The 25582-nt window shown below is 72.2% G+C and carries 28 protein-coding genes; 18 read left to right on the top strand and 10 right to left on the bottom strand.

Features of this window, described 5'->3' with window-relative positions:
* Positions 1-23 precede the first annotated feature (23 nt).
* A complete protein-coding gene (locus HNQ07_RS00555; protein WP_184108806.1) occupies positions 24-503 on the top strand; it encodes a hypothetical protein in 480 nt (159 codons plus the stop codon).
* Between the two features lie 45 nt (positions 504-548).
* Positions 549-1715 carry a pyridoxal phosphate-dependent aminotransferase gene (locus tag HNQ07_RS00550; RefSeq protein WP_184108804.1) on the top strand — a complete coding sequence of 389 codons (1167 nt, stop codon included), beginning with the start codon at positions 549-551 and terminating at the stop codon, positions 1713-1715.
* A 41-nt stretch (positions 1716-1756) separates the two neighbouring features.
* Here the strand turns inward: HNQ07_RS00550 and HNQ07_RS00545 are convergent, their stop codons facing one another.
* The 6 genes from HNQ07_RS00545 to HNQ07_RS00520 are packed head-to-tail and all read right to left on the bottom strand — an operon-like array spanning position 1757 to position 7517.
* Positions 1757-2566 (bottom strand): ABC transporter ATP-binding protein, encoded by an 810-nt coding sequence (locus HNQ07_RS00545; RefSeq protein WP_184108802.1) that lies wholly within the window; start codon positions 2564-2566, stop codon positions 1757-1759.
* Between the two features lie 22 nt (positions 2567-2588).
* Complete coding sequence (locus HNQ07_RS00540) at positions 2589-3614, bottom strand: FecCD family ABC transporter permease (RefSeq protein WP_184108800.1); 1026 nt, start codon at positions 3612-3614, stop codon at positions 2589-2591.
* A gap of 20 nt (positions 3615-3634) precedes the next feature.
* A complete protein-coding gene (locus tag HNQ07_RS00535) occupies positions 3635-4561 on the bottom strand; it encodes an ABC transporter substrate-binding protein (protein ID WP_184108798.1) in 927 nt (308 codons plus the stop codon).
* 49 nt (positions 4562-4610) lie between these two features.
* Positions 4611-5609, bottom strand: coding sequence for a FecCD family ABC transporter permease (locus HNQ07_RS00530; RefSeq protein ID WP_184108796.1), 999 nt, complete (start codon positions 5607-5609; stop codon positions 4611-4613).
* 30 nt (positions 5610-5639) lie between these two features.
* Positions 5640-6560, bottom strand: coding sequence for a sucrase ferredoxin (locus HNQ07_RS00525; protein WP_184108794.1), 921 nt, complete (start codon positions 6558-6560; stop codon positions 5640-5642).
* Between the two features lie 9 nt (positions 6561-6569).
* Positions 6570-7517, bottom strand: a complete 948-nt coding sequence (locus HNQ07_RS00520) for an iron-siderophore ABC transporter substrate-binding protein (RefSeq protein WP_184108792.1) — start codon at positions 7515-7517, stop codon at positions 6570-6572.
* A gap of 126 nt (positions 7518-7643) precedes the next feature.
* On the opposite strand from HNQ07_RS00520, the gene HNQ07_RS00515 reads away from it, so the two are divergent.
* The 7 genes from HNQ07_RS00515 (at position 7644) to ftsZ (ending at position 15254) form a co-directional block, all read left to right on the top strand.
* Positions 7644-8414, top strand: coding sequence for an AIM24 family protein (locus tag HNQ07_RS00515; protein WP_184108790.1), 771 nt, complete (start codon positions 7644-7646; stop codon positions 8412-8414).
* Positions 8415-8544: 130 nt separating this feature from the next.
* Positions 8545-9723, top strand: coding sequence for an undecaprenyldiphospho-muramoylpentapeptide beta-N-acetylglucosaminyltransferase (gene murG, locus HNQ07_RS00510; protein WP_184108788.1), 1179 nt, complete (start codon positions 8545-8547; stop codon positions 9721-9723).
* 92 nt (positions 9724-9815) lie between these two features.
* Positions 9816-11165, top strand: a complete 1350-nt coding sequence (gene murC / locus HNQ07_RS00505) for a UDP-N-acetylmuramate--L-alanine ligase (protein WP_184109795.1) — start codon at positions 9816-9818, stop codon at positions 11163-11165.
* Positions 11162-12049, top strand: coding sequence for a UDP-N-acetylmuramate dehydrogenase (locus HNQ07_RS00500; RefSeq protein ID WP_184108786.1), 888 nt, complete (start codon positions 11162-11164; stop codon positions 12047-12049). Before murC ends, HNQ07_RS00500 begins: the two co-directional genes overlap by 4 nt.
* The gene (locus tag HNQ07_RS00495; protein WP_229831810.1) at positions 12025-12687 is read left to right on the top strand and encodes a cell division protein FtsQ/DivIB; all 663 of its coding nucleotides are present in this window, start codon (positions 12025-12027) and stop codon (positions 12685-12687) included. The genes HNQ07_RS00500 and HNQ07_RS00495 overlap by 25 nt, the downstream gene beginning before the upstream one ends.
* On the top strand, positions 12684-14000 hold the full coding sequence (gene ftsA / locus HNQ07_RS00490; protein ID WP_184108784.1) for a cell division protein FtsA: 1317 nt from the start codon (positions 12684-12686) through the stop codon (positions 13998-14000). The genes HNQ07_RS00495 and ftsA overlap by 4 nt, the downstream gene beginning before the upstream one ends.
* Before the next feature lie 180 nt (positions 14001-14180).
* Complete coding sequence (gene ftsZ / locus HNQ07_RS00485; protein ID WP_184108782.1) at positions 14181-15254, top strand: cell division protein FtsZ; 1074 nt, start codon at positions 14181-14183, stop codon at positions 15252-15254.
* Between the two features lie 61 nt (positions 15255-15315).
* Here the strand turns inward: ftsZ and HNQ07_RS00480 are convergent, their stop codons facing one another.
* From HNQ07_RS00480 to HNQ07_RS00465, 4 genes are all read right to left on the bottom strand, one after another.
* The gene (locus tag HNQ07_RS00480) at positions 15316-16323 is read right to left on the bottom strand and encodes an ATP-dependent 6-phosphofructokinase (RefSeq protein WP_184108780.1); all 1008 of its coding nucleotides are present in this window, start codon (positions 16321-16323) and stop codon (positions 15316-15318) included.
* A gap of 63 nt (positions 16324-16386) precedes the next feature.
* On the bottom strand, positions 16387-17262 hold the full coding sequence (gene rsmI / locus HNQ07_RS00475; RefSeq protein ID WP_184108778.1) for a 16S rRNA (cytidine(1402)-2'-O)-methyltransferase: 876 nt from the start codon (positions 17260-17262) through the stop codon (positions 16387-16389).
* Positions 17255-17467: a hypothetical protein gene (locus HNQ07_RS00470; RefSeq protein WP_184108776.1), complete on the bottom strand. Its 213-nt coding sequence runs from the start codon at positions 17465-17467 to the stop codon at positions 17255-17257. Before HNQ07_RS00470 ends, rsmI begins: the two co-directional genes overlap by 8 nt.
* Positions 17464-17892, bottom strand: a complete 429-nt coding sequence (locus tag HNQ07_RS00465; protein WP_184108774.1) for a hypothetical protein — start codon at positions 17890-17892, stop codon at positions 17464-17466. Before HNQ07_RS00465 ends, HNQ07_RS00470 begins: the two co-directional genes overlap by 4 nt.
* Before the next feature lie 82 nt (positions 17893-17974).
* Here HNQ07_RS00465 and HNQ07_RS00460 point away from each other — a divergent pair, with 82 nt between their 5' ends.
* The 9 genes from HNQ07_RS00460 (at position 17975) to HNQ07_RS00420 (ending at position 25580) form a co-directional block, all read left to right on the top strand.
* The gene (locus HNQ07_RS00460; RefSeq protein WP_184108772.1) at positions 17975-18415 is read left to right on the top strand and encodes a 23S rRNA (pseudouridine(1915)-N(3))-methyltransferase RlmH; all 441 of its coding nucleotides are present in this window, start codon (positions 17975-17977) and stop codon (positions 18413-18415) included.
* A gap of 36 nt (positions 18416-18451) precedes the next feature.
* The gene (locus HNQ07_RS00455) at positions 18452-19060 is read left to right on the top strand and encodes a GNAT family N-acetyltransferase (protein WP_184108770.1); all 609 of its coding nucleotides are present in this window, start codon (positions 18452-18454) and stop codon (positions 19058-19060) included.
* A 154-nt stretch (positions 19061-19214) separates the two neighbouring features.
* Positions 19215-19676 carry a hypothetical protein gene (locus HNQ07_RS00450; RefSeq protein ID WP_184108768.1) on the top strand — a complete coding sequence of 154 codons (462 nt, stop codon included), beginning with the start codon at positions 19215-19217 and terminating at the stop codon, positions 19674-19676.
* A 169-nt stretch (positions 19677-19845) separates the two neighbouring features.
* Complete coding sequence (locus HNQ07_RS00445; protein WP_184108767.1) at positions 19846-20766, top strand: phospho-N-acetylmuramoyl-pentapeptide-transferase; 921 nt, start codon at positions 19846-19848, stop codon at positions 20764-20766.
* 140 nt (positions 20767-20906) lie between these two features.
* Positions 20907-21857 (top strand): class I SAM-dependent methyltransferase, encoded by a 951-nt coding sequence (locus HNQ07_RS00440; RefSeq protein WP_184108765.1) that lies wholly within the window; start codon positions 20907-20909, stop codon positions 21855-21857.
* 68 nt (positions 21858-21925) lie between these two features.
* Complete coding sequence (abxC, locus tag HNQ07_RS00435) at positions 21926-22588, top strand: monothiol bacilliredoxin AbxC (RefSeq protein WP_184108763.1); 663 nt, start codon at positions 21926-21928, stop codon at positions 22586-22588.
* 172 nt (positions 22589-22760) lie between these two features.
* The gene (locus tag HNQ07_RS00430; protein WP_184108761.1) at positions 22761-23603 is read left to right on the top strand and encodes a hypothetical protein; all 843 of its coding nucleotides are present in this window, start codon (positions 22761-22763) and stop codon (positions 23601-23603) included.
* Positions 23600-24004, top strand: a complete 405-nt coding sequence (locus HNQ07_RS00425; RefSeq protein WP_229831812.1) for a DUF8082 domain-containing protein — start codon at positions 23600-23602, stop codon at positions 24002-24004. Before HNQ07_RS00430 ends, HNQ07_RS00425 begins: the two co-directional genes overlap by 4 nt.
* A 64-nt stretch (positions 24005-24068) precedes the next feature.
* Positions 24069-25580: a HAMP domain-containing protein gene (locus HNQ07_RS00420; protein ID WP_184108756.1), complete on the top strand. Its 1512-nt coding sequence runs from the start codon at positions 24069-24071 to the stop codon at positions 25578-25580.
* Positions 25581-25582: the final 2 nt, after the last annotated feature.

The following is a 25582-nucleotide window of genomic DNA, read 5'->3' as shown; positions in this document are numbered from 1 at the left end:
GGAGCCCTGGTACGCTGGAGCCGATGACCCTGCTCCGAACGCTGGCCTTCACCATCGCCGCCACCCTCTCTCCCGCCCTGGCCCAGGGCGTGACCGTGTGGGGCGGGGTGGGCACACAGTTGGGTGGCGAATTCATCCTGTCGCCTACCGTGACGCTGGGGTTGAGTACAGACGTGGGACGGCTTCAGGGTGTTCAGTTCGGCGTGCGTGGTTCGGCCGGGCTGGGCGTCATTCCGGTCGATGGCGGCCCTTTCCCGCTGCTGGAAGCCGACGTACTGGTGTCAGGGAGCAACGGTGGCCTGAATCTGTACGGCGGCCCGAGCGTGGGAACGATCGCCGGCGCGCTGATCCTGGTCGGCGGTGTGGGCGGTGTTCGTGGATCGTTCGGGAACGGGAACTGGGGCTGGTTCACGGAAGGCAGACTTCGCTACGCCTTCTCGACGACCAATAACGGCGGGCTGGTTGTGCCCAGCGCGAGCCTCGGCGTCACCTACCGCTTCTAACCCTCCCCGCCCTCCTCCCGCCGGGCCGCCTGTACCCTCCTGGGTATGAGCGGCCCCTTTCGCCTGTCCCAGAAATCCCTGAGCCTCAAGCCCTCCTCGACGGTCGCGGTGTCCAGCCGCGCGCTGGAACTCCAGCGCCAGGGCATTGACGTGATCTCGATGAGCGTGGGCGAACCGGATTTCGACACGCCGCCGCACGTGAAGGCCGCCGGCATCGCGGCCATCGAGCACGGCAGGACCAAGTACACGGCAGTGAGCGGCATTCCGGAGCTGCGCGAGGCAATCAGCGCGAAGTTCGCCCGCGAGAACGGCCTGCACCACGCCCCGGACGCCGTGACGGTCACCAGCGGTGGCAAGCAGGCGCTGTTCAACGCATTCTTCGCGCTGCTGAACCCCGGCGACGAGGTGCTGATTCCGGCCCCGTACTGGGTGAGCTACCCGGAGATGGTGGCGCTGACGGGCGCCGTGCCGGTGGCCGTGCCGACCACACCGGAGTCTGGCTTCCAGCTCGATCCGGACGTGCTGGAGGCGCTGGTCACGCCGCGCACCCGCATGATCGTGCTGAACAGCCCCGGCAACCCCACGGGCGCGGTGTTCCCGCAGGACGTGCTGGCAGCCGTGGCCGCCATCGCCCAGCGACGTGGCCTGATGATCGTGACGGACGAGATGTACGAGCACCTCGTGTACGGCGCCGAGCAGGTCAGCATCGGCACCTTCGCGCCGGAGCACACGCTGACGGTAAACGGGGCGAGCAAGGCCTACGCCATGACCGGGTGGCGCATCGGCTACGCGGGCGGCCCGAAGGCCGTGATCGCGGCCATGAACGCCATCCAGTCGCAGAGCACCAGCAACGCCAGCAGCGTCAGCCAGTACGCCGCCCTGGCCGCGCTGGAGCAGCACGAGGAGACGGCCCGCTTCATCGAGATGGCAAGGAGCGCGTACCACGAGCGGCGGGACGTGATCGTGGCGGGTCTGAACGCCCTGGGCCTGCCCACGCCCACCCCGCACGGCGCGTTCTACGTGATGGCGAACACGGATCGCGTCCACCCGGACGAGCTGGAAGCCGCCCGCCGGATTCTCGACGAGGCCCGCGTGGCCGTGGTGCCCGGCACCGACTTCGCCGCGCCCGGCCAGGTGCGCCTGAGCTACGCGACCAGCCTGGAGAACATCCACGAAGTGCTCGCGCGCCTGGGACAGCTGGTCGAGGGCTGACGCAGCGCCGAGGGCGGGACTCCACCCGGGTCCAGTCCCGCCTACCTCGTCAACGCGTAGGGAATCACGTGCGGTTTGCCGGTATCGGGGTCCGGCAGGATGTGGCCCCGCAGGTGGAACACGTCGCGCAGCAGGTCGTGCGTGAGGATGCCCTCGGCCGGCCCCTGGGCGTACACCTGGCCGCCTTGCATGGCGATGATCTCGTCGGAGTAGCGCACGGCCTGGTTGAGGTCGTGCAGCACCATCACGACGGTCTTGCCCTGCTCCTGATTGAGGCGCTGGGCGAGCTGGAGCACCTCGAGCTGGTGCGACAGGTCGAGGTACGTGGTGGGCTCGTCCAGCAGCAGGATGTCAGTCTGCTGGGCGAGGCTCATGGCGATCCACGCGCGCTGGCGCTGCCCGCCGCTGAGGGCCTCCAGCGGGCGGCCGGCAAAGACGCGCATGCCCGTCTGGTCGAGCGCCCAGTGCACCGCCTCGCGGTCCTCCTCGCGGCGCACCGGGAAGCGGCCCTGGTGCGGGTGGCGGCCGAACCACACGAGGTCCTCGACGCTCAGGCCCTCGGGCGCGGTCGGGCCCTGCGGCAGGATGGCCAGGCGGCGGGCCACCTCGCGGCTGGGCAGGGCATGCAGGGCCTGGCCGTACAGCTCGATGTGGCCGCCGCTGGTGGGCAGCAGGCGGGCCAGGGCGCGCAGCAGCGTGCTCTTGCCGCAGCCGTTGGGGCCGATGATGCTGGTGACCTTGCCCCCGCTCACGCGCAGGTCGAGGTCCGGAATGACGACGCTCTGGCCGTACCCCAGCTTGAGGCCGGTGGTGGCGAGCGGAGCAGGGCTGGTCGGGTGGGGATCGGTCATGGAGCCCTTCATCACGGCGCGGTCAGGCGCTGCGCCGCAGCAGCGAGAGGAAGTATGGCGCGCCGACCAGGGTGGTGAACAGGCCCGCCGGCACTTCCAGCGGGGGCAGCAGCGCGCGGCCCAGCGTGTCGGCGGCAAGGACCAGCAGCGCGCCCAGCAGCATGCTGACGGGCAGCAGCCGCGCGTGCCGCCCACCCACCAGCAGCCGCGCGACATGCGGCGCGAGCAGGCCCACGAAACCCAGGATGCCCGCGCCCGTCACGGCCGCGCCCGCGAGCGCGACGGCGACCGTCAGGGACAGCAGCCGCGCGGCGTTCACGCGGGTGCCGAGACTCGTGGCGAGGTCTTCCCCGAGGTTCAGGACGTCCAGCGTGCGCGCCAGGAGCAGCGCGGCGGGCAGCAGCACCAGCGCCCACGGCAGCAGTCGGGCGGCGCGAGCAGCGTCGGCGCCGTACACGCTGCCCGCCAGGAAGGTCAGGGCGGCGCCCAGGCCGTCAGGCGCGCGCACCAGCACCAGTTGCTGCACGGCCCCCAGCGCGGCGGCCACCGCCACGCCGACCAGCGCGAGCCGCACCGGGTGCAGGGTGTTCACGCGCTGCCCGCTCCACTCGCGCGCCAGCACCAGCACCAGCCCGAAGCCCGCCCACGCGCCGACCAGCGCCGCCCACGGCAGGCCGCCGGGCGGCGAGCCGGGCCACGCGAGCAGGTAGAGGGTGGCGGCCAGCCCCGCGCCCGCCCCGACCCCAATGAGGTCCGGCGACGCCAGCGGATTGCGGATGACGCCCTGCATCATCGCGCCGGACGCGGCGAACATCGCGCCGGCCAGCACGGCCACCACGATGCGCGGCGCCCGCAGGTCGAGCACGAGCTGCCGCGTCAGGGCGTCCCCGTGGCCGAGGATGACCTGCACGACCTCGCCCGCCGGGGTCTTGACCGCGCCCAGGCCCAGGGCCAGCACGGCGAGGGCCAGCGTCGCGGCGGCCAGCACTCCACCGAGGGTGACGGCGCGGGCGGTGGTGAAGCGGGGCGGGGGGCCGGGCGGGATCATGGGACGGCGGACCCTCCGGTTCAGTAGCGGTACGGCGCGGGCGGCGCGCCGTCCTGGAGCAGGCGGCTGTCGATGGCTTCCTTCACCATCAGCTTCAGGGCGATGGGCCCGCGCCCGCGCGTCCAGTCGTCACGGTCAAAGACGTACACGCGCCCACGTGCCACGGCCGGCAGCTTCTGCCACAGGGGGTTGGTGCGCCACGTGTCGGTGATCGGCTTCTCGTCGGGGGCCGTGAACAGCACCAGTGTCTGCGGTTGCAGGGCGACCAGGCCCTCCAGCGAGATCTCGTACTGCGTCTGCGTGTCCTTCACCGTCAGGGCGTTCTTGCGGCCCAGCGTCTCCAGGTAGCTGCCGACAAAGCTCCCGTCGGTGTGGACGGTCAGGGTGCGGGGCGTGACGACCGCCGCGACGAAGGCCGGCGCGCCGCGCTTGGTGAAGGCCCGCGCCTTGGCGTTCAGCGACGCCTGGTCCGCCAGCAGCCGGCGGGCGGCGGCTTCACGGCCCACGAGCTGCCCGATGGCGAGGGTCTGGGCATTCAGCTCATCGACGGTGCTCCGGCGGCTGGGGAACACGGCCGTCGGGGCGAGTTTCGCGAACTGCGGCAGCAGGTCCTTGTGCACGAGGGTGTCCGCCAGGATCACGTCGGGCCGGGCGGCGGCGATGGCCTCCAGGCTGGGCTGGGCACGGCTGCCCGTGGCCGGGACGCCCTTGACGCGCGGCGCGAGGTACGGCGGCGCGCCCCGGTCGCCGCCCTGGGTACCGAGCGCGCCGCCGACCGGCGTGACACCCAGCGCGACCAGTGTGTCCAGAAACGAGTATTCCAGCGCCACCACGCGCTTGGCAGGCGCGGGCAGCGTCAGGGTGCCGAGGTCGTGCTTCACGCTGACGGCAGCGGCGGCGGCCACCGAGACGGCGGCGAGGGCGGACAGGCTGAGGATTGTATTCATGGGGACATCCTTGACGGAACACAGAGTGCGGGTGGGAATGCGGGCGGGCTCACTTCGCCCGGCGGCGGGCGATCAGCACGAAGAAGGGGGCGCCGACGGCGGCGACGAGAATCCCGACGGGCGTCTCGGCAGGTCGGTCGACAAGGCGGGCGGCGACGTCGGCGGTCACCAGGAAGGCCGCGCCCAGCAGGGCGGCCACCGGCAGGCCGAGGCGGTGGTCCGGCCCGACCAGGGTGCGCGCGGCGTGCGGCACGATCAGCCCGACAAAGCCGATGGGGCCGACCACGCTGACCGACGCGGCGGCGAGCAGCACACCCAGACCCGTGATGATCGCGGAGTCGCGCTCGGTGCGGGCGCCCAGGCCGCGCGCCACGTCCTCGCCCAGCGCCAGGACGTTCACGCGCGGCGTGAAGAGCAGCGCGAGCAGCAGGCCGCCCAGCACCCACGGCGCGACCTGACCCGCGTCCGCCCAGGTGCGTCCGGCGACGCTGCCCGCGAGGGACGACAGCGCCCCCTGCGCGCGCGTTTCCCACAGGATCTGGATGGCGCGGCTGGCCGCTCCGGCAAGCGACGCGACCGCCACGCCCGCCAGCGCCAGCCGCAGCGGCGTGACGCCGACCGAGCGCGCGACGCCGTACGCGACCAGCGCCGCCAGCGTGCCGCCCAGGAAGGCGGCCGGCACGAACAGCCACGCGGGCGCGGCCGGCAGGAACACGACCATCACCAGAATGCCCAGGCCGCCGCCCGCCTCCACCCCCAGGATGCCGGGGTCGGCCAGCGGGTTGCGCGTGACCGCCTGCAGGAGCAGCCCCGACACGCCCAGCCCCGCCCCGGCCAGCGCGGCGACCAGCGTGCGCGGCAGCCGCAGCGTGTGGATCACCAGACTCTCGGTGCTGTCGTCGGGGTGCAGCAGCAGGCGTGGCAGCCGGTCCAGCGGCAGGTCGCTCGCGCCCAGCGCCAGGGATGCCAGGGCCGCGAGCAGCAGCAGCGCCGCGCAGATGGGCAGCCACACGGCGCGGGTCAGGGTGGAGGGGCGGCTCAGCGCCATGAAGGGTGAAATCCGGTACGGCGCGTCATGTCAGGCCGTCCACTGTACGCGGTACTGCCGGACGTCCGACCACTCGGCCTTGTGGCTGGAGCCGGGCACGCTGAGCAGGTCGTGCGTGACGGTGGCGCGCACCACGCTGCGTTCGCCGCGCCACTCGTGGTGCAGCGTGACGTCCTGACCGTCCACCTCGGCCCAGCGGTGGGCGTCCAGCCACGCCCAGCCGTGCCGGATCAGCAGTTCGCGGTCCACGACCTGCGCCAGCGGGGCCAGACCGCTGAAGCCGCGCAGGTGCCGGGCGACGGCGGCGGGCGGCACCTCTCGGCGGACGACCTGCACGGCCAACTCCGGCGTCAGATGCGCCCACAGCAGGCCGCTGGGCAGTTCCACAGCGGTCGCGGCGAAGCGGTGCCCGCCGAAATGGCCGGTGCGCCACGCGCGCTCCCCCACCGAGTCCAGATGCTGGCACACCGGCACGCCGTAGCGTCCACACGCGGCGTCCACCGTGCCGTGCGTACACACGTGCACGTCCGGGCCGGGCGGCACCGGCTGCTGCTCCCACGCGCTCAGATGCTGTGGTTCGAGCAGCGTGTCGGTCAGGCCGCGCGCCCACTCGCTCTGCGGCAGGGCGCTGGCGTAGTCGCGCCGCGTGTAGCCGCCCGCGCCCAGCGTGTAGTGCCGGACGCGCAGGGGCTGCCCGCGCCCGCCGGGAGCGCTCATCAGCAGGCCGAAGCCGGCGCCGCTGGCCTCGACCTTGCCGCGCAGGCGCTCGAACAGCTGGTGGTGCTCCGGTGTCCAGTTCGCCACGTCGCGCACGTGCGCCCATACCGGCACGTCCAGCTCCAGCACCGTCACCTCCTGCCAGTGCGGCGCGGTGCCGATGGGGTCCTCGCCCAGCGCGCGCGAGACGTCGGCGCACAGCGGCAGGCGGGCCGGGCGGTCAGCGGCGGTCAAGGCGGGTGCTCACTTCATCTTCTCGAGGATGATCCGCGTCAGGTCGGTGCTGTTGCGGACGCTGACCAGCGGGCCGGTGTACGCGCTGAAGTCCTCGGGAACGTACACGACGCTCTGGGCGCTCAGGCGCTGGCCGATGGGCGTCTTCAGGAAGGCGTCCACGCCGTTGTACTTGCCGCCGGGGGGGAACAGCACCACCAGCGTCTGCTTGTCCAGGCCCAGCAGCGCCTCGTCGCTGATCTGCGCGCCCACGCCCAGGGTGGTCTTGCTGGCGCTGTAGCCGTCCTTGAAGCCCAGGGCCCTCAGGTCCGGGATCAGGCGGGTGGCGGTGTAGACCCAGTTCTGCCCGCCCGCGAAGGGCGCGACCACGATCACCTTGGGGTACTTGCGGAAGATGCCGGCGTCCAGCAGCTTGCGGCCGTTGGCGCGGTTGGTGTCCGCGACGGCCTTGATGACCTGTTCGGCCTGCACCTGCTTGCCGAACACGCGGGCCAGGTCGCGCAGGCCCTTTTGCCAGAAGCCGGCGCCGCCCTCCTTGTAGCCCACCGTGGGCGCGATCTTGCTCAGGTTGTCGTAGTTCTGGTTGCCGTCCCACGTCAGCCGCACGATGAGGTCGGGCCTCAGCGACGTGATGACCTCCAGGTTGGGCTTCTGCCAGTCTCCGACGTACGCGGGGTTGCCCAGCTTGGCGCGGCCGAAGAAGCCGTCTCTCAGCACATTCGGCTTGATGGCCGTGCCCTCCACGTCGCTGGGCGTCAGGTACGCGCTGCCCAGCCCCACGACGCGGTCACTCAGGCCCAGCGCGGCGATCCAGCCGAGCGATTCCTCGTCCATCACGACGATGCGCTTGGGGTTGGTCGGCACGGTCGCCCTGCCCTCGTCGTGCGTGATGGTCAGGGTCTGGGCGGAGACCGAACTGGCAGCGAGCGCGGCGGACAGCAGAAGGAGGGTCTTCATGGTCGCGCATTTTTCAGTAATCCGAGTGGTTTAGTCAAGATAAGGATGTCCCGTTGTCTACGCCCCTGCGCGGCGGGCCGCAGACCGCCGGAACTTTCCCACCCCGGCCGTCGTACTGTGGCCCGTATGACGAACATGCACCCTGGAAGTGACGGCACGTACTCCCTTCGCGACTTCGTGGCCCAGACCGCTGAGCGCGACCAGCCGGGCGACGTCTTCGAGCTGGAATCCAGCAAGATGCTGGAGGTCAAGGTCAACGGCCGCGTGTGGAGCAAGCTGGGCGCCATGATCGCCTACAAGGGCAACCTCAACTTCAAGCGCGAGGGCGCCCTGGAAGGCGGCCTGATGAAGGCCCTCAAACGCGCGGTCAGCCAGGAGATGAGCCCGCTGGCCAAGATCGAGGGCCGGGGCGTGGTGTACCTCGCGGACCAGGGCAAGGAAATCCAGATCCTGCGTCTGGCCGGCGACACCATCAACGTGAACGGCAACGACCTGCTGGCCTTCGAGGACAGCGTGCAGTACGACATCACCATGATGCGCCGCATCGCGGGCTACGCCGCCGGGGGCCTGTTCAGCGTCCGCGTGTCCGGCAACGGCCTGGTCGCCATCCTGTCGCACGGCAAGCCGCTGACGCTGCGGGTCACGCACAACGAGCCGATCTTCACGGACCCCAACGCGACCATCGCGTGGAGCGGCAACCTCCAGCCACAGCTGCGCATGGACCAGAGCCTGCGCTCGATCTTCGGCCGCGGCGGCGGCGAGACGTACCAGATGGTCTTCCAGGGCGACGGCTTCGTGGTCGTGCAGCCCTACGAGGAGTTCGAGCAGGGCCTGGGCGGCGAGAGCAGCAGCCACGGGGGCGGCGTGGGCCGCGCGCTGGGCGATCTGTTCGACTGAGCGTCGCCGCGTCGGGGAAGCTCTGGAGCCGCGCTCCGGGGCTTCCCCTCACGTTTGGGCCTCCCTCCCCGAACCGGGGGCAGCGCACGCGGCGACGCCGCCCACCCCGGAGGCTCTACACTTCCCGGCGATGACTCTGGTCGTGTTGGCAACGGGGGGAACGGGCGGGCACATCTACCCGGCGGTGGCGACCGCGCGGGCGCTGATGGCGCGGGGACACGACACGCTGCTGCTGGGACAGCGCGGCGGCATGGAGGAGCGCGTGGCGGCCGAACAGGGGCTGGCCTTCCAGGGCGTGGAGGCCGGCAAGCTCGCGCGCAGCGGGCAGGGCCGCGCCGACCCGCGCGAGTTGCTGCGCGCGGGCGCGGGTGTGTTCCAGGCCCGCGCGCTGCTGGCGCGGCTGCGGCCCGGCGGGGTGGTGGGCTTCGGCGGCTTCGCCAGCCTGCCGGGCGTGCTGGCCGCGCAGGCCCTGGGCATCCCGACCGTGCTGCACGAGCAGAACGCGCGCCTGGGCCTGACCCAGCGGCTGGCGGTGCGCGGCGCGCGGGCGGTGGGCACCGCGTATCCGGAGGTGGTGGGCCTGGACCCGCGCAAGGCCACGCTGGTGGGCATGCCGGTGCGAGAAGAACGCCTGGGCCGCACCGAGGCGCTGTCGCGGCTGGGCCTGCAGGACGGCCCGCTCACCATTCTGGTGATGGGCGGGTCGCAGGGCTCGCTGTTCCTGAACAACGCCGTGCCGGACACGCTGCGCAACATCTTCGGCGGCGAGGGCCTGGTGGACCACGCGCTGGGCGTGATGACGCCGCGCATCGACCTGGATTTCGGGCACACGCCGGGCGAACGGACGCCGGACCTGGGCGCGGGCGTGCAGGTGCTGCACGCGACCGGCCGGCGTTGGCTGAACGACGTGGCGCCGCGCGTGCGCGAAGTGGACTGGTACCACGTGAGCGGCTACGTGGACGCCGTGGCCGCGTGGAGCGCCGCCGACCTGGCGATCACGCGCGGCGGCACCGGCACCCTGGCGGAAGCGGCCTACCACGGCGTGCCGCTGGTGATGGTGCCGCTGCCGGAATCCGCCGAGAACCACCAGTGGCACAACGCCATGACGGTGCAGCGCGCCGGCGCGGGGCGCGTGGTGGAGCAGGCCAGCGTCGGGGAGGCGCTGGGCAGCGCGGTGTTAGAGTGTGCGGCGGCAGGCACCCGGATCGCGATGCGCGCGGCGGCCCTGAAACGCTCGCAGCCCGGCGCGGCCGAGCGGTTCGCGGATCTGGTCGAGCGTCACCTGCGCGGGGGAAGCGCCGCACCATGACCCACGGCACCATGACAGAACCCACTTCCGAGTCCACCCCCGGCCCCGCGGCCGGCTCCACCGCTGCCTCCACCGCGCTGCACTACCACCTGATGGGCATCGGCGGGATCGGCATGAGCGCGTTCGCGCGGCTGCTCGCGGCCCGTGGCCAGCGCGTCAGCGGCTGCGACGCGCTGGCCACGGAACTCACGGCGCAGCTGGTCGCGGAGGGCATTCCGGTCGAGCAGGGCCACAGCGCCGCTCACGTGTCCGAGGCCCCCTTCGGCCCGGTGGATGTGCTGGTCGCGTCCGAGGCCGTGCCCAAGACCCACCCGGAACTCGTGGCGGCCCGCGCGGCCGGCATCGAGGTGCGGCCGCGCATGGCGCTGCTGGACGAGCTGCTGGACGTGCCGAACAGCATCGGTGTGATCGGCACGCATGGAAAGACGACCACCACGTCCATGATCGCGGTGGCGCTGGCGGGCGCGGGCCTCGACCCGGCGGCCTTTGTGGGCGGCATCGTGCCGGAGTTTGGCAGCAACGCCCGTCTGGGCAGCGGGCCGTTCGTGGCCGAGGTGGACGAGTCTGACCGGGGCTTCGCGGCGCTGCGCTGCGGCACAGCGGTGTTCACGAACGCCGAGGACGACCACGTGGGCGGCACTCAGGCCACCTACTGGGAAACGGTCGAGGAGCAGCATGCGGGCTTCGCGCGCTTCGTGGCGCATTCCGGCCGGGTGCTGCTGTGCGCCGACTGGCCCGGCCTGGACGCGCTGTGCGCCGGGAACCCGCAGCGCCTCAGCTATGGGCAGGCCGCCGGGGCCGACTACCGCGCGGTAAACCTGCGCCCGGACGCCGACGGCACCGATTTCACGGTCGAGTACCGCGGCACGCCGCTGGGTGACGCGCGGGTGGGGCTCCCCGGCACGCACAACGTCCTGAACGCGCTGGCGGCGCTGGCCGTCACGCACCTGCACGGCGGGGACGTCACGCGCGCGGCGGCGGCGCTGGCGGCCTTCCGGGGCCCGGGGCGGCGCTGGCAGCGCATCGGGGAACTGAACGGCGCGCTGGTGGTCGACGACTACGCGCACAACGCCACCAAGGTCGCGGCGGCGGTGCAGGCGGCGCGGCAGACCGGGCGGCGCGTGCGGGTGGTGTTCCAGCCGCACCGCTACCTGCGCACGCAGCAGTCGTGGCCCCGTCTCGCGGACGCGCTAATGGACGCCGACGAGGTGCTGCTGCTGGACATCGCGGCCGCCTCGGAACCGCCCATCGAGGGCATCCACGCCACGCTGATCTCCGGACGCATGGCCGAGGGCGGCCACGCGGGCATCCGCTACATGCCGGATCGCCACGAGGTCGTGCGCTGGCTGCGCGACACGGCCGGGCCGGGGGATATCATCGTGACCATGGGCGCCGGGGACGTGTGGAAGCTCTCGCGGGAGCTGGCGGGAGTGTCGTCTTGACCGTACTGACCGGCAGCCGCAGCGGCGCGCGCGTCGAGCGACTGCCCCTGGCGCGCTACACCACGCTGGGCGTGGGCGGCGAGGCCGAGGTGTGGTTCGTCGAGAACCACGCGCAGCTCGCCGAGGCGATGGAGCAGCCCTACCGCGTGCTGGGCGGCGGCAGCAACCTGGTGATCGCGGACGAGGGCGTGCCGGAGCGCGTGATCCGCCTGGCCGGCCCGCTGGCCGAACGCGACCTGGAGCCGGATGCCGCCCTGAGCACACCGGACGAGGTCGTGACCGGCTGGGTGGGCGGCGGGGTGCCCCTTCCGGGCCTGATCCGGCAGCTCCAGCGGCTGGGCCTGTCGGGCCTGGAGGGCACCGTGGGCATTCCGGCGCAGGTGGGCGGCGCGGTGTGGATGAACGCGGGCACCCGCTACGGCGAGATGTTCGACGGCCTGCACACCATCGAGATCGCCACGCCGCAGGGGGTGCGGCAGGTCACCCCGGCCGACCTGCACTGGGGCTACCGCGACAGCGGCATTCCCAGGGGCCACGTGGTGACGCGGGTGCGCCTGAAGCTGCGCCGCGCCGCGCCGGACGAGGTGCTGGCGCGCATGGACTTCGCAGATCACGCGCGCAGGGGCCAGCCGAAGATGAAGACGCCGGGCTGCGCGTTCAAGAATCCGGGCGGCGTGAGCGCCGGGAAACTCATCGACGAGGCGGGGCTCAAGGGCACGCGCGTCGGGAACGCGCTGATCGCGCCGGAGCATGCGAACTTCATCGTGAACCTGGGCGGCGCGACGGCCGCCGACGTACACGCGCTGCTGGACGTGATCCGCGCGCGCGTGACGGTGCCCATGGAGCTGGAGTACGAGCTGTGGCCCGACCGGGGACCGGCGTGACGACGGCCGGCGCAGCAGCCGAGCACCCGTCACGCCCGCGCTGGCCGTGGATCGTGGGAGCGGCGCTGCTGGGAGCGGCGCTGGCGGCGTCGTGGTTCGCGCTGCCGGTGCGGCAGATCGGCGTGACGGGAAACGTGCAGGTGCCGGCCGCCCGCGTCAAGCAGCTCGCGGGCGCGCAGGCGGGCTTCGGGTGGCTGTACTACGGCCCGTGGCGCGCGCGCGGCCTGCTGGACAGCCCGTGGATCGCGTCGGCGGTCGTCACGCGGCGCTTTCCCGACCGCGTGGCCATCGCGGTGACGGAGCGGCGGGCGGTGGCGCGCTGGCAGTCGGGAGGCGTCACGAAGGCGGTCTCGGCCGACGGCGCGGTGATGCCGGGCAGCAGCGGCCTGGGCGCCCTGCCGCTGATCCGGGGCTGGGGGCCGGACCGGCACACGGACGCCCTGAGGGTGATCTCGGCACTGTCCGGGTACAATGTCAGGTCGGTGGACTACTCACCGGCGGGCCTGCGGGTGTCGTTGCCCACGGGCTCGATCTGGAGTGGCGACCTCGAATCCCTCCTGAAGTATGCTGGGAGCATCAGCATGTACCCCGATAAAGACCTTGCAATTTACCCCTGGGGGGTGAGCGTCCAGGAATGAAGGACAACCCGATCATCGTGGGCCTGGACATCGGCACCACCAAAATCACCACCGTCATCGGCGAGGTCGCCGAGGGCGGCAACGTCGACATCATCGGCGAGGGCAGCGTGCCCAGCGAGGGCATGAAGCGCGGCTCCGTCGTGAACCTGGAACGCGCCACCCACGCCATCCGCCAGTCCGTGCAGGCCGCCGAACGCGTCAGCGGCGTGAAGGTCGACCGGGTGTTCGTGTCGGTCGCCGGCAACCACGCCAAGGCCATCACGTCGCACGGCCTGGCCGCCATCCGCCGCAACCAGGAAATCGCGCAGCCCGACGTGGACCGCGCCATCGAGAACGCCCGCGCGGTGCCGCTCGACCCCAACCTCGAGATCATCCACACCCTGCCGCAGGAATACGTGGTGGACGGCCAGGAGGGCATCAAGAGCCCGGTCGGCATGCACGGCGTGCGCCTGGAAGTGGACGTGCACATCGTCGCCGGCACCGCCGGACCGCTGCTGAACCTGCGCCGCTGCGTGCAGGAAGCCGGCCTCCAGGTGGGCGGCTTTGTGCTGCACGCCCTGGCGTCCGGCATGGCCACGCTGGAAGCCGTCGAGCAGATGCAGACCGTGATCGTGGTGGACATGGGCGGCGGCACCACCGACGTCGGCGTGTTCAAGCGCGGCAACCTCGCGCACTCGGCGTGCATTCCCATCGGCGGCGAGCACGTCACGGCAGACCTCGCGCAGATCCTCAAGATCCCCATGGAGGAGGCCGAGAACGTCAAGCGGCGCTACGGCGCGGCCCTGCCGGAACTCGCGGATCAGGACCTCACGCTGGAGATCACCACCGCGTCGGGCAGCACGCACGCCATCAGCGCCTTCGAACTGTCGCGCATCATCAAGCCCCGCCTGGCCGAGATCTTCTCGCTGATCCGCGACGAGATCGATCACACCCTGGGCCCGGTGGAACTCGTCGCGCAGGGCGTGGTGCTCACGGGCGGCGCGGCCGGCCTGCGCGGCGTGGCGGATCTCGCCCGGGACCGCTTCCGGCTGCCGGTGCGGGTGGGCCGGCCGCGCGGCATCGGCGGCCTGAACGACATCGTGAACGACCCCGGCCACGCCGCCAGCGTGGGCCTGGTGCTGTACGGCATCGGCCAGGACGGCAAGGTGCCGCACACGGTCTTCAAGGATGACCCGAACAAGGACCGTATCGAGGGCCTGGACGTGCCGCCCGTGGTGGTCGCTCCGCCGGTGGTGGAGCCGAAGCCGGCCAAGCCGTCCACGGGCGAGGGCTTCATGGACCGCGTCCGCAACCTCTTCAAAGACTGGCTCTGAGGTCCGCGGGCGCCCGTTTTGTATGGGCGCGGACGCGTGGACGCAGCGGCGAGGGCGCGGCCCATCACCTCCGAGACCGGGGGCGCAGGCCGCGCCCGAGTGCTGCACAGGTGCGCTACACTACCCCGAGTTGAAACGGCCCCCCCGTCCCGGGGGCGGCAGTTCATGGAAGGAGACACGATGCAAGCGGCCAGAATTCGCGTGATTGGCTTGGGCGGGGCGGGCAACAATGCCGTCAACCGCATGATTGAAAGCGGACTCGAGGGCGTCGAGTTCATCGCCGGGAACACGGACGCGCAGGTGCTGGCCAAGAGCCACGCCGAGATCCGCATCCAGCTCGGCGACCGCCTGACCCGCGGCCTGGGGGCCGGGGCCGATCCCGAGGTGGGCGAGAAGGCCGCCCTGGAAGACCGCGAGCGCATCAAGGAGTACCTGGACGGCACCGACATGCTGTTCATCACCGCCGGCATGGGCGGCGGCACCGGCACCGGCAGCGCCCCCGTGGTCGCCGAGATCGCCCGCGAGATGGGCGTCCTGACCGTCGCCATCGTGACGCGGCCCTTCCGCTTCGAGGGTCCCAAGCGCCAGCGCGTGGCCGAGGAAGGCATCAGCAAGCTCGCGGACCGTGTGGACGGCATGATCGTCGTGAACAACGAGAAGCTGCTGACCGCCGTGGACAAGAAGGTCTCCTTCCGAGAGGCCTTTCTCATTGCCGACCGGGTGCTGTACTACGGCGTCAAGGGCATCAGCGACGTCATCAACGTCGACGGCATGATCAACCTGGACTTCGCGGACGTCCGCAACCTGCTCGCCAACTCCGGCACCGTTCTGATGGGCATCGGCGCCGGGCGCGGCGAGAAGGTGGCCGAGGAGGCCGCGATGAGTGCCATCCACTCGCCGCTGCTCGAACGTGGCATCGACGGCGCGCGGCGCATCCTGGTGAACGTCACCGGCGGCTACGACCTGTCGATGACCGACGCGAACGAGATCGTCGAGAAGATCCGCGAGGCGACCGGCTTCGATGACCCGGACATCCTGTTCGGTATCACGCCCGACGAGGCCGCCGGCGACGAGGTGCGCGTGACCGTGATCGCCACCGGCTTTAACGACACGACCATCGGCATCGCGTCGGGCCTGCGCGGCCCCAGCGTCGAGACCTTCGTCAAGCCCGTGCGGGGCGGCGGCCACGGCGGCGGCTACGATCCCAAGGACTACGACATCCCCGCGTTCCTGCGCAACGTCGAACGCGACTGAACCTCCACACAGCGCAGAGGGCAGAGGGCCGATCGGCTCCCTGCCCTCTGCCCGTTGCCGCTTACACGCTCAGGGTCTTGGCGCAGCGGTAGAGGTCACGGCTGACGTCCTTGCGCTTCTCCCACGTCTCGTGCAGCGGGGTGTAGGTGATCCCGCCGCTGCCGCGCCCGACCATGACGTTGCTGCGGCCCTCCATCAGCGCGTACACGGACGCCTCGCCCAGGCGGCTGGCGAGGATGCGGTCGGAGCTGACGGGGCTGCCGCCGCGCTGGATGTGGCCCAGGATGCTCACGCGGGTCTCGAGGCCCGTCTCGGCCTGGATGGCGTCCGCCACGCCCTGCGCGCCGCCCGGGTAGCCCTCGGCCACGATGATGATCGAGCCGAGCTTGCCCTTGGCAACCGAGTCCTGCACCACGGCGATGGCATCCGCGACGGGCTTGCCGTCCTCCGGGATGAAGACCTCCTCGGCGCCGCCCGCCACCGCGACGTCCAGGGCGATGTGCCCGGCGTGGCGGCCCATCACCTCGATCACGAAGATGCGCTCATGGCTGGCCCCGGTGTCGCGCAGTTTGTCCACGGCGTCCAGCGCGGTCTCGACGGCCGTGAAGTACCCGATGGTGTGGTCCGTGCCGTACAGGTCGTTGTCGATGGTGCCGGGCACCCCGACCACCGGAACGCCGTGCTCCTGCTGCAGGTAATGGCCGCCGTGGAACGAGCCGTCGCCGCCGATCACGATCAGGCCGTCCACGTTCCACTCGCGCAGGTGCGCGGCGCCGCGCGCGCGGCCCTCGGGGGTGCGCCACGTGGAGCTGCGCGCGGTGAGCAGCACCGTGCCGCCGCGCTGGATGGTGTTGGCGACGTCGCGCGGGCCAAGGAGCTGCAACTCGCCGCGGTGCAGGCCGGAGAACCCGCGGCGGACGCCGACGACCTCGATGCCCTCGAAGGTCGCGGTGCGGACGACCGCGCGGATCGCGGCGTTCATGCCGGGGGCGTCGCCGCCGCTGGTCAGGACGGCCACGCGCTTGATGCCGGCTGGGTTCGGGTGGTGGATGGGCGTGGGTTCGGTCATGGCGTCTCCCTTGGGGTGTGTGTGCGGCGGGGCCTGGCCGTGCCGATCCCCCGGCGCCACCCGTCAGGACGATCCGTGCCCGGGAGGAGCGGCGCCGGTGGCCTGCAGGGCCAGGGCATATGCGTCATTCTTACGCAAACCCCGCGCCATGAGAAGGTCACGTATATCTCGCGCCGCGTGCCCCGCGGCCGCCAGCGCGAAGGCCTCGGCGCGGTGGGCCTCCGGGCCGACCGGTTCGGCTGCCGCGGGCCGGCCCGCCACCACGATCACGATCTCGCCCTTCACGTCCCCGCCGAAGTGGGTCGCCAGCTCCTCCAGGGAGCCGCGCGCCGTCTCCTCGAACTTCTTGCTCAGTTCCCGCGTGACACTCGCCGGCCGCTCCGGGCCGCACGCCGCGGCGAGGTCGCGCAGCGTGGCGCCCAGCCGGTGCGGACTCTCGTACAGCACGCTCGTCTCGGCGCGCGCCGCGACCGCCTCCAGCCGCTCCCGGCGTTCCCGGCCGGTTCTGGGCACGAAGCCCTCGAAGGTAAAGCGCCCCCCCGGCAGCCCCGAGAGCACGAGCGCGGGCACGAAGGCCGTCGCGCCGGGCAGCACCTCGACCGGAATGTCCGCCTCCAGCGCCGCCGCGACGAGTTCCGCGCCCGGATCGCTGATCCCGGGCGTACCGGCATCCGACACGTAGGCCAGCCGGGGGTACTGCTCCAGCACGGCCGCCGCGCGGTCCATGGTGTGCGCGTCCAGCCGCACCAGCGGCCGGCGAATCCCCAGGTGCGACAGCAGCGCGCCGCTGCGGCGGGTATCCTCGCACGCCACCGCGTCAGCGCTCCGCAGGACGTCGACCGCCCTCAGGGTGATGTCGCCCAGGTTGCCGACCGGCGTGGGCACCAGCCACACGCGCCGCCCGGGTTCAGGGGGCGGCGCGCCGGGCAGCTCAGTCATTCCCCGGCCCGTGGGCCTGCAGGGCCATGCCGGGCGTGGGCTTCAGGCGGATCCGGACCTTGCGCGGGCCCTTGAGCACCCCGGCGATGCGGGCGCGCAGCAGCTCGCCCTCACCGACCGTGACGGTCACGATGGTGCCTTCCGGCAGCCGGGCGCCCACCACGACCACCACCCCGTTTTCCACGACGCCCTTGTAGGCCCTCATGCTTCCCTCCCCTGCGCGCGGCGCTGGCGCCGCTGTGCCCTGGCCAGCGCCTCGCGCAATGCCACGATCTCGGATTCCCTCGCGCCGCCCAGCCGCGCGTAACGGTCGATCACCTCGGATGCTTCCCGCCGGCGGTCCACCCGGAGCAGCAAGATGCCCAGGTGTTCGCCCCCCACAAAATACGCGCGCGGGTTCTGGGGCTCGGCCCGAACCTGCTCGCGCGCCGCCTCCAGCCGGTCCAGGGTGCGGCGGTACCGGCCCACCTGCCAGCGCACCAGAAAGGTCGCCGCCGCGAAGGTCAGCAGCGCGCCCAGCACGGACACGCTGATCGCCTCCGGCACGCCCACCTGTGCGCCCAGCCGCACCGACAGCGGGAAGCAGAAGGCCAGCACCACCAGCACCGCCAGGGTCGCCGCGTAGTTCACGGCGCCCTCCTCACGGCACCTTCGCCCGCCGCCGGTGGACTGTCCTTCATGCCGCACAGTGTAGCGGGGTAGGCTGCGCGGCGTGCGACTGCACCTGATCACCGTCGGGGAACCGAAACTCGCGTATGCGCGCGCGGGCTGGGACGAGTACGAGAAACGCCTGCGGCGCTACCACAAGCTTCAGGTGTCGCGGGTGAGCGGCAAGACGCAGGCACTGGAAAGCGAGGCCGTGCGCCGGGCGGCGGGCCGCGCCCCGCTGATCCTGCTCGATCCGCGCGGCCCACAGTTCACGTCCGAGGGCCTCGCCGCCTTTCTGGAGGCCCGGGCGCTCGGCGGGGACGGAGAGCTGGCCTTCGCGGTGGGCGGACCGGACGGACACACGGATGAGCTGCGGGCCGGCGCGTCGGCGCTGTGGAGCCTGGGGCAGCTGACATTGCCGCACGACCTGGCAATGGTGGTGCTGGTCGAGGCGCTGTACCGCGCGTCCACCATCACGGCCGGGGAGCCGTACCACCGCGGGTAACGCGGGCGCTGTGGGCGTGGCCCGCATACTGGCGGCATGACGGACGCTGTTCCCGCCGCCGACTGGCTAGACGCTCCCACGCTGCGCGGGCACGCGGTGATTCTGGAGGCCCTGACCGGGGCACACGCCGCCGACCTGGCCGCCGGAGCGGACGACGAGACCGTGCGGTTCCTGTCACGCGGCGGCCCGGACGCCAACACCCCGCCGGCGTGGGCCGCGTACATCGGCCGCCTGAATGCCCTGCCCCGGCGCGTGAACTGGGCGGTGCGCCGCGCGGACACTGGCGTGGCGGTGGGCCGCATCTCGTTCAGCGAGGTGAGTCCGTCGGACCGCTGGGTGGAGATCGGCACCATGCTGCTGCCGGCCGCGCAGGGGGTGGGCGTGAATCCGGACGCGAAACTGCTGCTGATGACGCGGGCCTTCGAGGTGCTGGGCGCCAACCGCGTACAGTTCAAGGTAGACGCCCGCAATGCCCGCTCGCTGCGGGCGATGCTGAAGCTGGGCGCGGTGCAGGAGGGCACGCTGCGGCAGTACCAGGTGCGCCCGGACGGTTACGCGCGCGACTCGGTGATGTTCAGCGTGCTGCGCGGCGAGTGGCCGGACGTGAAGGCCGGGCTGGCAGCGCGCGTGGCGGCCGGACGCTGACCCGGCGCGACCGACCGCGGGCGGAGTGGAGTTCATCGGATGTTGTTCACCCGGCAGCGGAACGGAACACCGCCACCAGTGGCGCGCGGCGTCCATGAGAAGCTCCAGAAGATTGTCAGAAAGCCTTTGCTAGCGTGGGGCGCGTATGGCCCGCATGCTGCCCATTGCCTCCGCCCTCCGCGCCGTGTGGGCGGGCCTGCTGCTGGGCGGCGCGGCCCACGGGCTGATCGTGCCCATGACCGGCTGGGTGCCGGTGAACGGCGACGCGAACGTGTGGACGGACGCGACCGGCGCGTGCCTGATGCGCGAGGAACGCTCCGGGCAGGCCTTCCCGGCCTTCAGCAGCCCGGACGACGCCCGCGCCTTCGCCCTGAAACTTCAGGTGACGCTGGACAAGCGCGTGGACGCCGTGGTGACCCAGCCCATCGACCGGGCGGGCACGTGGGGCGTGCTGGCCGCCTACGACTACGTGCAGGGCGGCGCGCGGTACCGCGTGTCGCAGCTGTACCTCAGCGACCGCGGCATCCTGCGCACCATCACCGGCAGTTCGGCCGTGACTGGCGCGGACGCGTGCGTGAACACCATGCGGGACTTCATCCGCTACCTGGCGAATTAGACGGCCTCATCACCGAACCGTCCGACGGTCAACAAGGTTCACGGGGGACGGCAGTTCGGCCATGTCTTTCCAGCGGGCCCTTCGACCGTCGGACGGTTTGGCCGCCCTCCCCCGTGGTAACCTCGCCGCTTGAGATGACTGCCGCTGTCCCCGCCCCGAGGTTCCGTTCATGACGGTCGTCGCCGCGCTGCTGTCGTGGTTCCTGGTGGGCCTGTTCATCCGGGTCAGCAAGGCGCGCGGGTGGGGCCAGCCGGTCCGCAAGGACGGGCCCCAGACGCACCTGATCAAGGAGGGCACGCCCACGGCGGGCGGCGTAGCGTTCGTGCTGGCGCTGGCGGCCGTGTTCTTTCCGCTGTACGTCACGGGGCACGCGGGCGGCGTGCGCGAGCTGATCATCATGCTGGGGGCGCTCGCCATGGGCGTGATCGGCGGCATCGACGACGTCCTGAAGGTGCGCTCGCGCATGGTGGGCGGCAAGAAGGAGCTGCTGGCCCGCGAGAAGTTCCCACTCCAGATCGTGGTGGCGCTCGTCTTCGCGTATTTCGCCGCGCCGCTCGCCGCGCACGAGCTGCTGCCGGGCTTCGGCCTGTGGGGCGACGTGGCCCTGCTCACCTTCGTGATGGTCGGTTCCGTGAACGCCTTCAACTTCGCCGACGGCCTGGACAGCCTGCTGGGAGGCATCGCGATCATCGTGCTGCTGCCGCTGTTCGCCGTGTCGCCGTCGGCAGCGCTGCTCACGGCCGTGCTGCTGGGCTTCCTGTGGTTCAACGCGCACCCCGCGCGGGTGTTCATGGGCGACATGGGCAGCCACGCCATCGGGGCGATCGCGGCCGGGGCGTACATCCTGTACGCGGACGTGTGGCTGCTGCCCATCGCGGCGATCATGCCGGTCGTCGCGGTGCTGAGCGTGGTCATCCAGGTGATCTCGTTCCGCACGCGTGGCAAGCGGGTGTTCAAGATGTCGCCCATCCAGCACCACTTCGAGCACCCGGACATCGGCTGGCCGGAAACGCACGTCACCATGCGCTTCTGGATGGTCACGGCGCTCGCCACCGCGGGCGTGTGGTGGCTGCTGGGCGGCCGGCCCTGACAGCGGTGTTCCGTTCCGCCCACGGGCCACCGGCACGCCCCGCCACTCCACTCCAACCGCTGTCTCCCGTGGTGACTCGCTCCGATCGCCCCAGAATGGTTGAAGGGCAACACCTTCACCTGTTCTGGTTACCCCTTTAAGTGGACACGGCCCTTCCTGATCCCGCGCCGCTGGCGGCCCGCCGCGCGCCCCTGCCTGCGGCGGGCACCACCGTCTACCGCGCCATACACACCACCGAGACCGGCGGCGTGTACGCGCTGGACGTGGCCGGCGACGCGGGCATCCTGAATCTGTACGCTCCGCTGGACCGCGCGGCTGAACACGCGCTGGCCGGAGCCTGTGCCCACGCGGCCGGGCTGGCGGGCGTGTACGTCAAGCGCCGCCCGCCCGAGGCGCGGCACCTGGCGAACGTGGCCCGCGCCGAGCTGTCGCCACCGGACCCCATCTGGGGCGACGCGCGGCCGGAGGTCACGGCGCTGGAGGCCGGAGTCCCCTTCCTGATCCGCCCCGGCGCCGACCTGAGCATGGGCCTGTTCACCGATGCCCGGCCCGCCCGCGCGTGGGTGCGGGCACACGCCCCGGCACGGGTGCTGAACACCTTCGCGTACACCTGCGCCTTCGGCCTCAGCGCGGCGCTGGGCGGGGCGGGGACCGTGAAGAACGTGGACCTGTCGCGCAAGGTGCTCGCGTGGGGGCAGCAGAACTACGCCCTGAGCGGCGTGGGCGCCCCGGACACGGACTTCCTGTACGGCGACGTGTTCGGGTGGCTGACCCGCCTGCAGCGGCGCGGGGACGCGTTCGATCTGGTGATCCTCGACCCGCCGGGCTTCGCGCGGGGCGAGCGCGGGGTGTGGCGGGCCGAGCGCGACTACGGCGGCCTGATGGCCTCGGCGGCGGCCGTGACCGCGCGGGGCGGCCGGGTGCTGGCCCTGCTGAACCACGCGGGCGTGGACGCGGCCGCCTTCGAGCGCGCGTGCCGCACCGGGCTGGCGCAGGCCGGGCGAGCGGGCCGGCTCACGGAGCAGCTGGCGCCGGGCGAGGACTACCCGCGGGCCACGCACCTCAAGGTCCACGTGTGGTCGCTGGACTGACGCCACCCGTTCTTCCGACTTGTGCCCCGCCTCACTTCGTTTTCTAAAGCGGCGGGTATGCTGGGAGCATGACGCAGACCCACGACGCCCAGAACGACGCTTCCACGCCGGCCCAGGTGCTCGTGCCGCTGACCACCCCCGAGGACGTGGACACCTTCCTGAAGGAGTACCCGCTGGCGGCGGTGTTCAAGGCCGGCACGTGCCACAAGACCATGCAGGGCTTCGGGGTGCTGGAGACCTTCCTCCAGAAGCATGACCTGCCGGTGGGCTTCATCCGCGTGGTGGACTGGCGGCCCGCGAGCAACCACGTGGCCGAGCGGACCGGCATCACCCACCAGAGCCCCCAGCTGATCCTGTTCCAGGACGGCCAGCCGCAGTTCGAGGTGAACAACTGGGACATCACGCCCGAGGCGCTGGCCCCGGTGTTCACGGCGCACGTGCCGGTGCGCGATGGCGTGGCCAGCGCCGCGCAGGGCGGCGGCATCGAGCCCTACCGCCGCCTGATGCGCGCGTATCTGGACGGCCAGCTGTCCGACTGGGCCTTCCAGGACCAGTACGTGACCATGTTCCGCGACGACGCCAGCCTGCGCAGCCAGCGTGAATTCGAGCTGCTGTCGCGCCTGTTCGGCGATCCGGACGCCTACCACGGCGGCCTGCACCAGCTCGGCGCCCCGCAGGAACGCGGCGACCTGCGCCCGCGCGTGGCCGAGCTGCTCAGCGAACTGAACTGATTCCCGTCCGGCCCTTCCGCGCGCCCCGCACACCACCGTGCGGGGCGTGATGATTTGCACACATGTAAGCCGCTGGTAAGAGGAAGCGCGGTGAGATGGGGGCGTTCCCACAGGGTGATGCCACCTGCCCCTCCCGATTTCCGCTGCCCTGCCCGAGCGACTGGACGCGTTCATGACCCGACCCACACCACATCCGCCCACCACCGCTCCCCTGCCCGTCCCGACGGAGCAGGCCGTGTACCAGGGCCTGAGTACCGACCACTACCCCTGGACTGACATCACCATCGACCTCGCCACCCGTCAGGTCCAGGGCCTGAGCGGCGTGCTGGACGCCGAGCAGGGCGGCCGCTGGGCCCGCTTCGTGTGGCGGCGCGGCGAACTGCTCGGCGGCTTCACGTGGGGCGGCCAGGAAGTTGCGTGGGCGACCACCACCCTGGGCCTGCCCCGCGCGCGCGTCACGCTGACCGCGCAGGACCCCCGCGTGGCGCAGCTGGTATGGTCCAGCCGCGCCCGGCCCACCCCGCCCCTGAACGGCGCGTGGCCGGCGCCGCAGGCGGCCCTGATCCGCGCCATGTTCACCGGCATCGTGGTCGGCGGGGGGCGGGCCAGCTACTGGGAGGGCGGCCAGGTGATCGCCGGCGCCCTCCCCGTGCCCGGCGCGCCCTGCGTCACGTGCTCGCCCTACGACGACGTGAGCGCTGAGCAGCTCGCCGCGTTCTGGCAGGCCCTGCTGGCCGCCGTGAACCGCGCCGTGCCGCTCGACAGCGCGTGGCGTGAGATCTGTACACGGCTGTGCGGCACGTACGTGTGCCTGGACCCCTTCGCGCAGGAGGTCGTGCTGCGGGGCGGACAGCTCACCCTGGACCCGGCGCTGGACGTGCAGGAGTTCCGCCCGGCGCTGCTGGCCGCGCTGCGCGCCACCCTGGCCCGCCTGGGCGTGCGCGTCTCGGACCTGCCGCTCGGCGAGTTGCGCGCCCGGCCCGAGTGGGCCGCGGCCGGCCTGGAGCAGCTGTGACGCCGCTGACGTGGCCGGGCGGCCTGAGCGACACCACGCCGATGCCGTACCGCGTGTGGCGCGTGATGCACCACGTGGACGGCACCCGCCCGGCCGGCGAGGTGGCCCGGCTGGCACACACCACCCTGGCGGACGTCCAGGCCTGCGTGGACGAGGCGCAGCGCTGGGTGGGCCAGGCGGTGCGGCGCGAACAGCAGGTGGGCGACGCGACCGCCCGCGTCGTCACGCAGTGCCTCGCGGCGGCCGTTGGGCCTCTGGCGTCGGTCATGGTGGACGAGGTGCTCGACGACCTGGGCCAGCACGCGACCCTGAGCGCGCTGCTCGCCAGCCTGGCCGCGCAGCTCACGCCCGACCGCGCGCAGCTCTTCGCGCGGCAGCTCAGGGAACGGGGGATGGCATGACCACGGCACGACACGCGGCGCGGGCGGCGCGGCACACACTCGGCACGGACGCAGGGGGAGCGGCATGAAGTACACAGTGGTGATCAACCGGGCAGTCAGCGAGGCCGAGCGTGAGGGTCTCGAGGTGCAGCTCACGCAGCGCTTCGGCCTGAACGCCGAGCAGGCGAGCCGACTGGCCTCGCGGCGCACCGGCCGCCTGATGAAACCCACCAGCCGCGCCCGCGCGGAACTGCTGCTCGGCCTGTTCGAGGGGGTCGGCGCCGGCGTGGCCCTGGAGAGCGTGCGGGACGAGACCACCGTGATCAGCGAACCCTTCGCGGCCAGCGCGCCGCTGCGGACCGCGGCGCCCCAGCCGGACGACGCGCTCCTGGCCCCCGCCCGCGCCGCCCGCCCCGATCCGTTCGGCGCCGCGCTGCCCGAGTGGCCCAGCGCCCCTCTGGCCGCCCTGGACCCGCACGCCGCGGCCGTCCTCCCCACCGACCCCAGCGACGCGCCGGGCGACCTGGACTTCGTGTCCTTCGCGGATACGCACCCGTCCGCGCGGCGCGCTGGACCCGTCGGCAGCGGGGCCGGACTGGCCGCCACCGCCGAGGTGCTGACCGTGGACCCCGGCACCTTCGGCCGCCTGACTGCCCCCGCCCCCGCCGCGCTGGGCAGCGTCGCCGCGCCCGAGGTGGACGTGTGGTCGGACTTCACCGGCGCCCTGACCATGCACGAGCCCGCCAGCACGCCCGACGCCAAACCCGAGGAGGTCGTGCCGGTGATGCTGCCGGTCACGCCGGACGAGGGCAGCGCCGCGCGCGGCGTCCGCGTGCCCCTGTCGCGCCGCCTGCTGCTCGCCACGCTGCTGCCGCTGGGCCTGGCCGCCGCCGTGACCCTGCTGCTCCTGAGCGCCCTGCTGCCGCGCCTGCAAAGCCAGGTCGTCCGCGACCAGGCACGCACCCTGGCCGCCACGCTCGGCACCACCCTCACCACCGGCAGCGAGAGCCTGGCGTACATGCAGCTCGACACCGTCCTGAAAGACCCGAACGTCGCCTTCGTCCGGATCGAGAAAGCCGGCGGCGTGACGTACCTGCGCTCCAAGGACGCCAAGGTGAACGACAGCTGGAACAAGAGCGTGGGCGCGTGGACGGCCGCCCACCCCGACGGCGGCACCATGAAACTCGGCGGGGCGTCCTATGTCGTCACGCGCCTGTCCGTGGTCGGCAACGCCATCGGGCAGCCCACCGCCGTGCCCGTCAGCGCCGAGAAGGGCGACCTGATGCACCGCGTCACCGTGGGCCTGCGCAACGACGTGTTCAGTGCCAACCTCCGCAACACCGTGCTGCTGATCGTCCTCACGCTGCTGTTCAGCCTCGCCATCGCGTCCATCCTCGCCAACCGCGCCGCCCGCGCCATCGTGCAGCCCATCGAGCAGCTCGTGCGCTCGGCCGACGCGATCAGCATGGGCGACCTGTCGCGCTCGGTGTCGCTGGAACGCAACGACGAGATCGGTGACCTCGCCCAGGCCCTGGAACGCATGCGCCTGAGCCTGGAATCCGCCCTGGAACGCCTGCGCCGCCGCAAGCGCGAGTAGGT

Source organism: Deinococcus metalli (assembly GCF_014201805.1).
In the GTDB taxonomy this organism is placed as follows: Bacteria; Deinococcota; Deinococci; order Deinococcales; family Deinococcaceae; genus Deinococcus; species Deinococcus metalli.
This window is presented reverse-complemented; position numbering and strand designations above follow the sequence as displayed.

Excerpts from the sequence above, each read along its gene's own strand:
- HNQ07_RS00530 (WP_184108796.1), bottom strand. The coding sequence starts at position 5,609 with ATGGCGCTGAGCCGCCCCTCCACCCTGACCCGCGCCGTGTGGCTGCCC.
- HNQ07_RS00535 (WP_184108798.1), bottom strand. The coding sequence starts at position 4,561 with ATGAATACAATCCTCAGCCTGTCCGCCCTCGCCGCCGTCTCGGTGGCC.
- HNQ07_RS00480 (WP_184108780.1), bottom strand. The coding sequence starts at position 16,323 with ATGACCGAACCCACGCCCATCCACCACCCGAACCCAGCCGGCATCAAG.
- HNQ07_RS00515 (WP_184108790.1), top strand. The coding sequence starts at position 7,644 with ATGACGAACATGCACCCTGGAAGTGACGGCACGTACTCCCTTCGCGAC.
- HNQ07_RS00420 (WP_184108756.1), top strand. The coding sequence starts at position 24,069 with ATGAAGTACACAGTGGTGATCAACCGGGCAGTCAGCGAGGCCGAGCGT.
- HNQ07_RS00430 (WP_184108761.1), top strand. The coding sequence starts at position 22,761 with ATGACCCGACCCACACCACATCCGCCCACCACCGCTCCCCTGCCCGTC.
- HNQ07_RS00450 (WP_184108768.1), top strand. The coding sequence starts at position 19,215 with ATGCTGCCCATTGCCTCCGCCCTCCGCGCCGTGTGGGCGGGCCTGCTG.
- HNQ07_RS00455 (WP_184108770.1), top strand. The coding sequence starts at position 18,452 with ATGACGGACGCTGTTCCCGCCGCCGACTGGCTAGACGCTCCCACGCTG.
- HNQ07_RS00550 (WP_184108804.1), top strand. The coding sequence starts at position 549 with ATGAGCGGCCCCTTTCGCCTGTCCCAGAAATCCCTGAGCCTCAAGCCC.
- murG (WP_184108788.1), top strand. The coding sequence starts at position 8,545 with ATGACTCTGGTCGTGTTGGCAACGGGGGGAACGGGCGGGCACATCTAC.
- rsmI (WP_184108778.1), bottom strand. The coding sequence starts at position 17,262 with ATGACTGAGCTGCCCGGCGCGCCGCCCCCTGAACCCGGGCGGCGCGTG.
- HNQ07_RS00555 (WP_184108806.1), top strand. The coding sequence starts at position 24 with ATGACCCTGCTCCGAACGCTGGCCTTCACCATCGCCGCCACCCTCTCT.
- abxC (WP_184108763.1), top strand. The coding sequence starts at position 21,926 with ATGACGCAGACCCACGACGCCCAGAACGACGCTTCCACGCCGGCCCAG.
- HNQ07_RS00540 (WP_184108800.1), bottom strand. The coding sequence starts at position 3,614 with ATGATCCCGCCCGGCCCCCCGCCCCGCTTCACCACCGCCCGCGCCGTC.
- ftsZ (WP_184108782.1), top strand. The coding sequence starts at position 14,181 with ATGCAAGCGGCCAGAATTCGCGTGATTGGCTTGGGCGGGGCGGGCAAC.
- ftsA (WP_184108784.1), top strand. The coding sequence starts at position 12,684 with ATGAAGGACAACCCGATCATCGTGGGCCTGGACATCGGCACCACCAAA.
- HNQ07_RS00520 (WP_184108792.1), bottom strand. The coding sequence starts at position 7,517 with ATGAAGACCCTCCTTCTGCTGTCCGCCGCGCTCGCTGCCAGTTCGGTC.
- HNQ07_RS00445 (WP_184108767.1), top strand. The coding sequence starts at position 19,846 with ATGACGGTCGTCGCCGCGCTGCTGTCGTGGTTCCTGGTGGGCCTGTTC.
- HNQ07_RS00470 (WP_184108776.1), bottom strand. The coding sequence starts at position 17,467 with ATGAGGGCCTACAAGGGCGTCGTGGAAAACGGGGTGGTGGTCGTGGTG.
- HNQ07_RS00545 (WP_184108802.1), bottom strand. The coding sequence starts at position 2,566 with ATGACCGATCCCCACCCGACCAGCCCTGCTCCGCTCGCCACCACCGGC.
- murC (WP_184109795.1), top strand. The coding sequence starts at position 9,816 with ATGGGCATCGGCGGGATCGGCATGAGCGCGTTCGCGCGGCTGCTCGCG.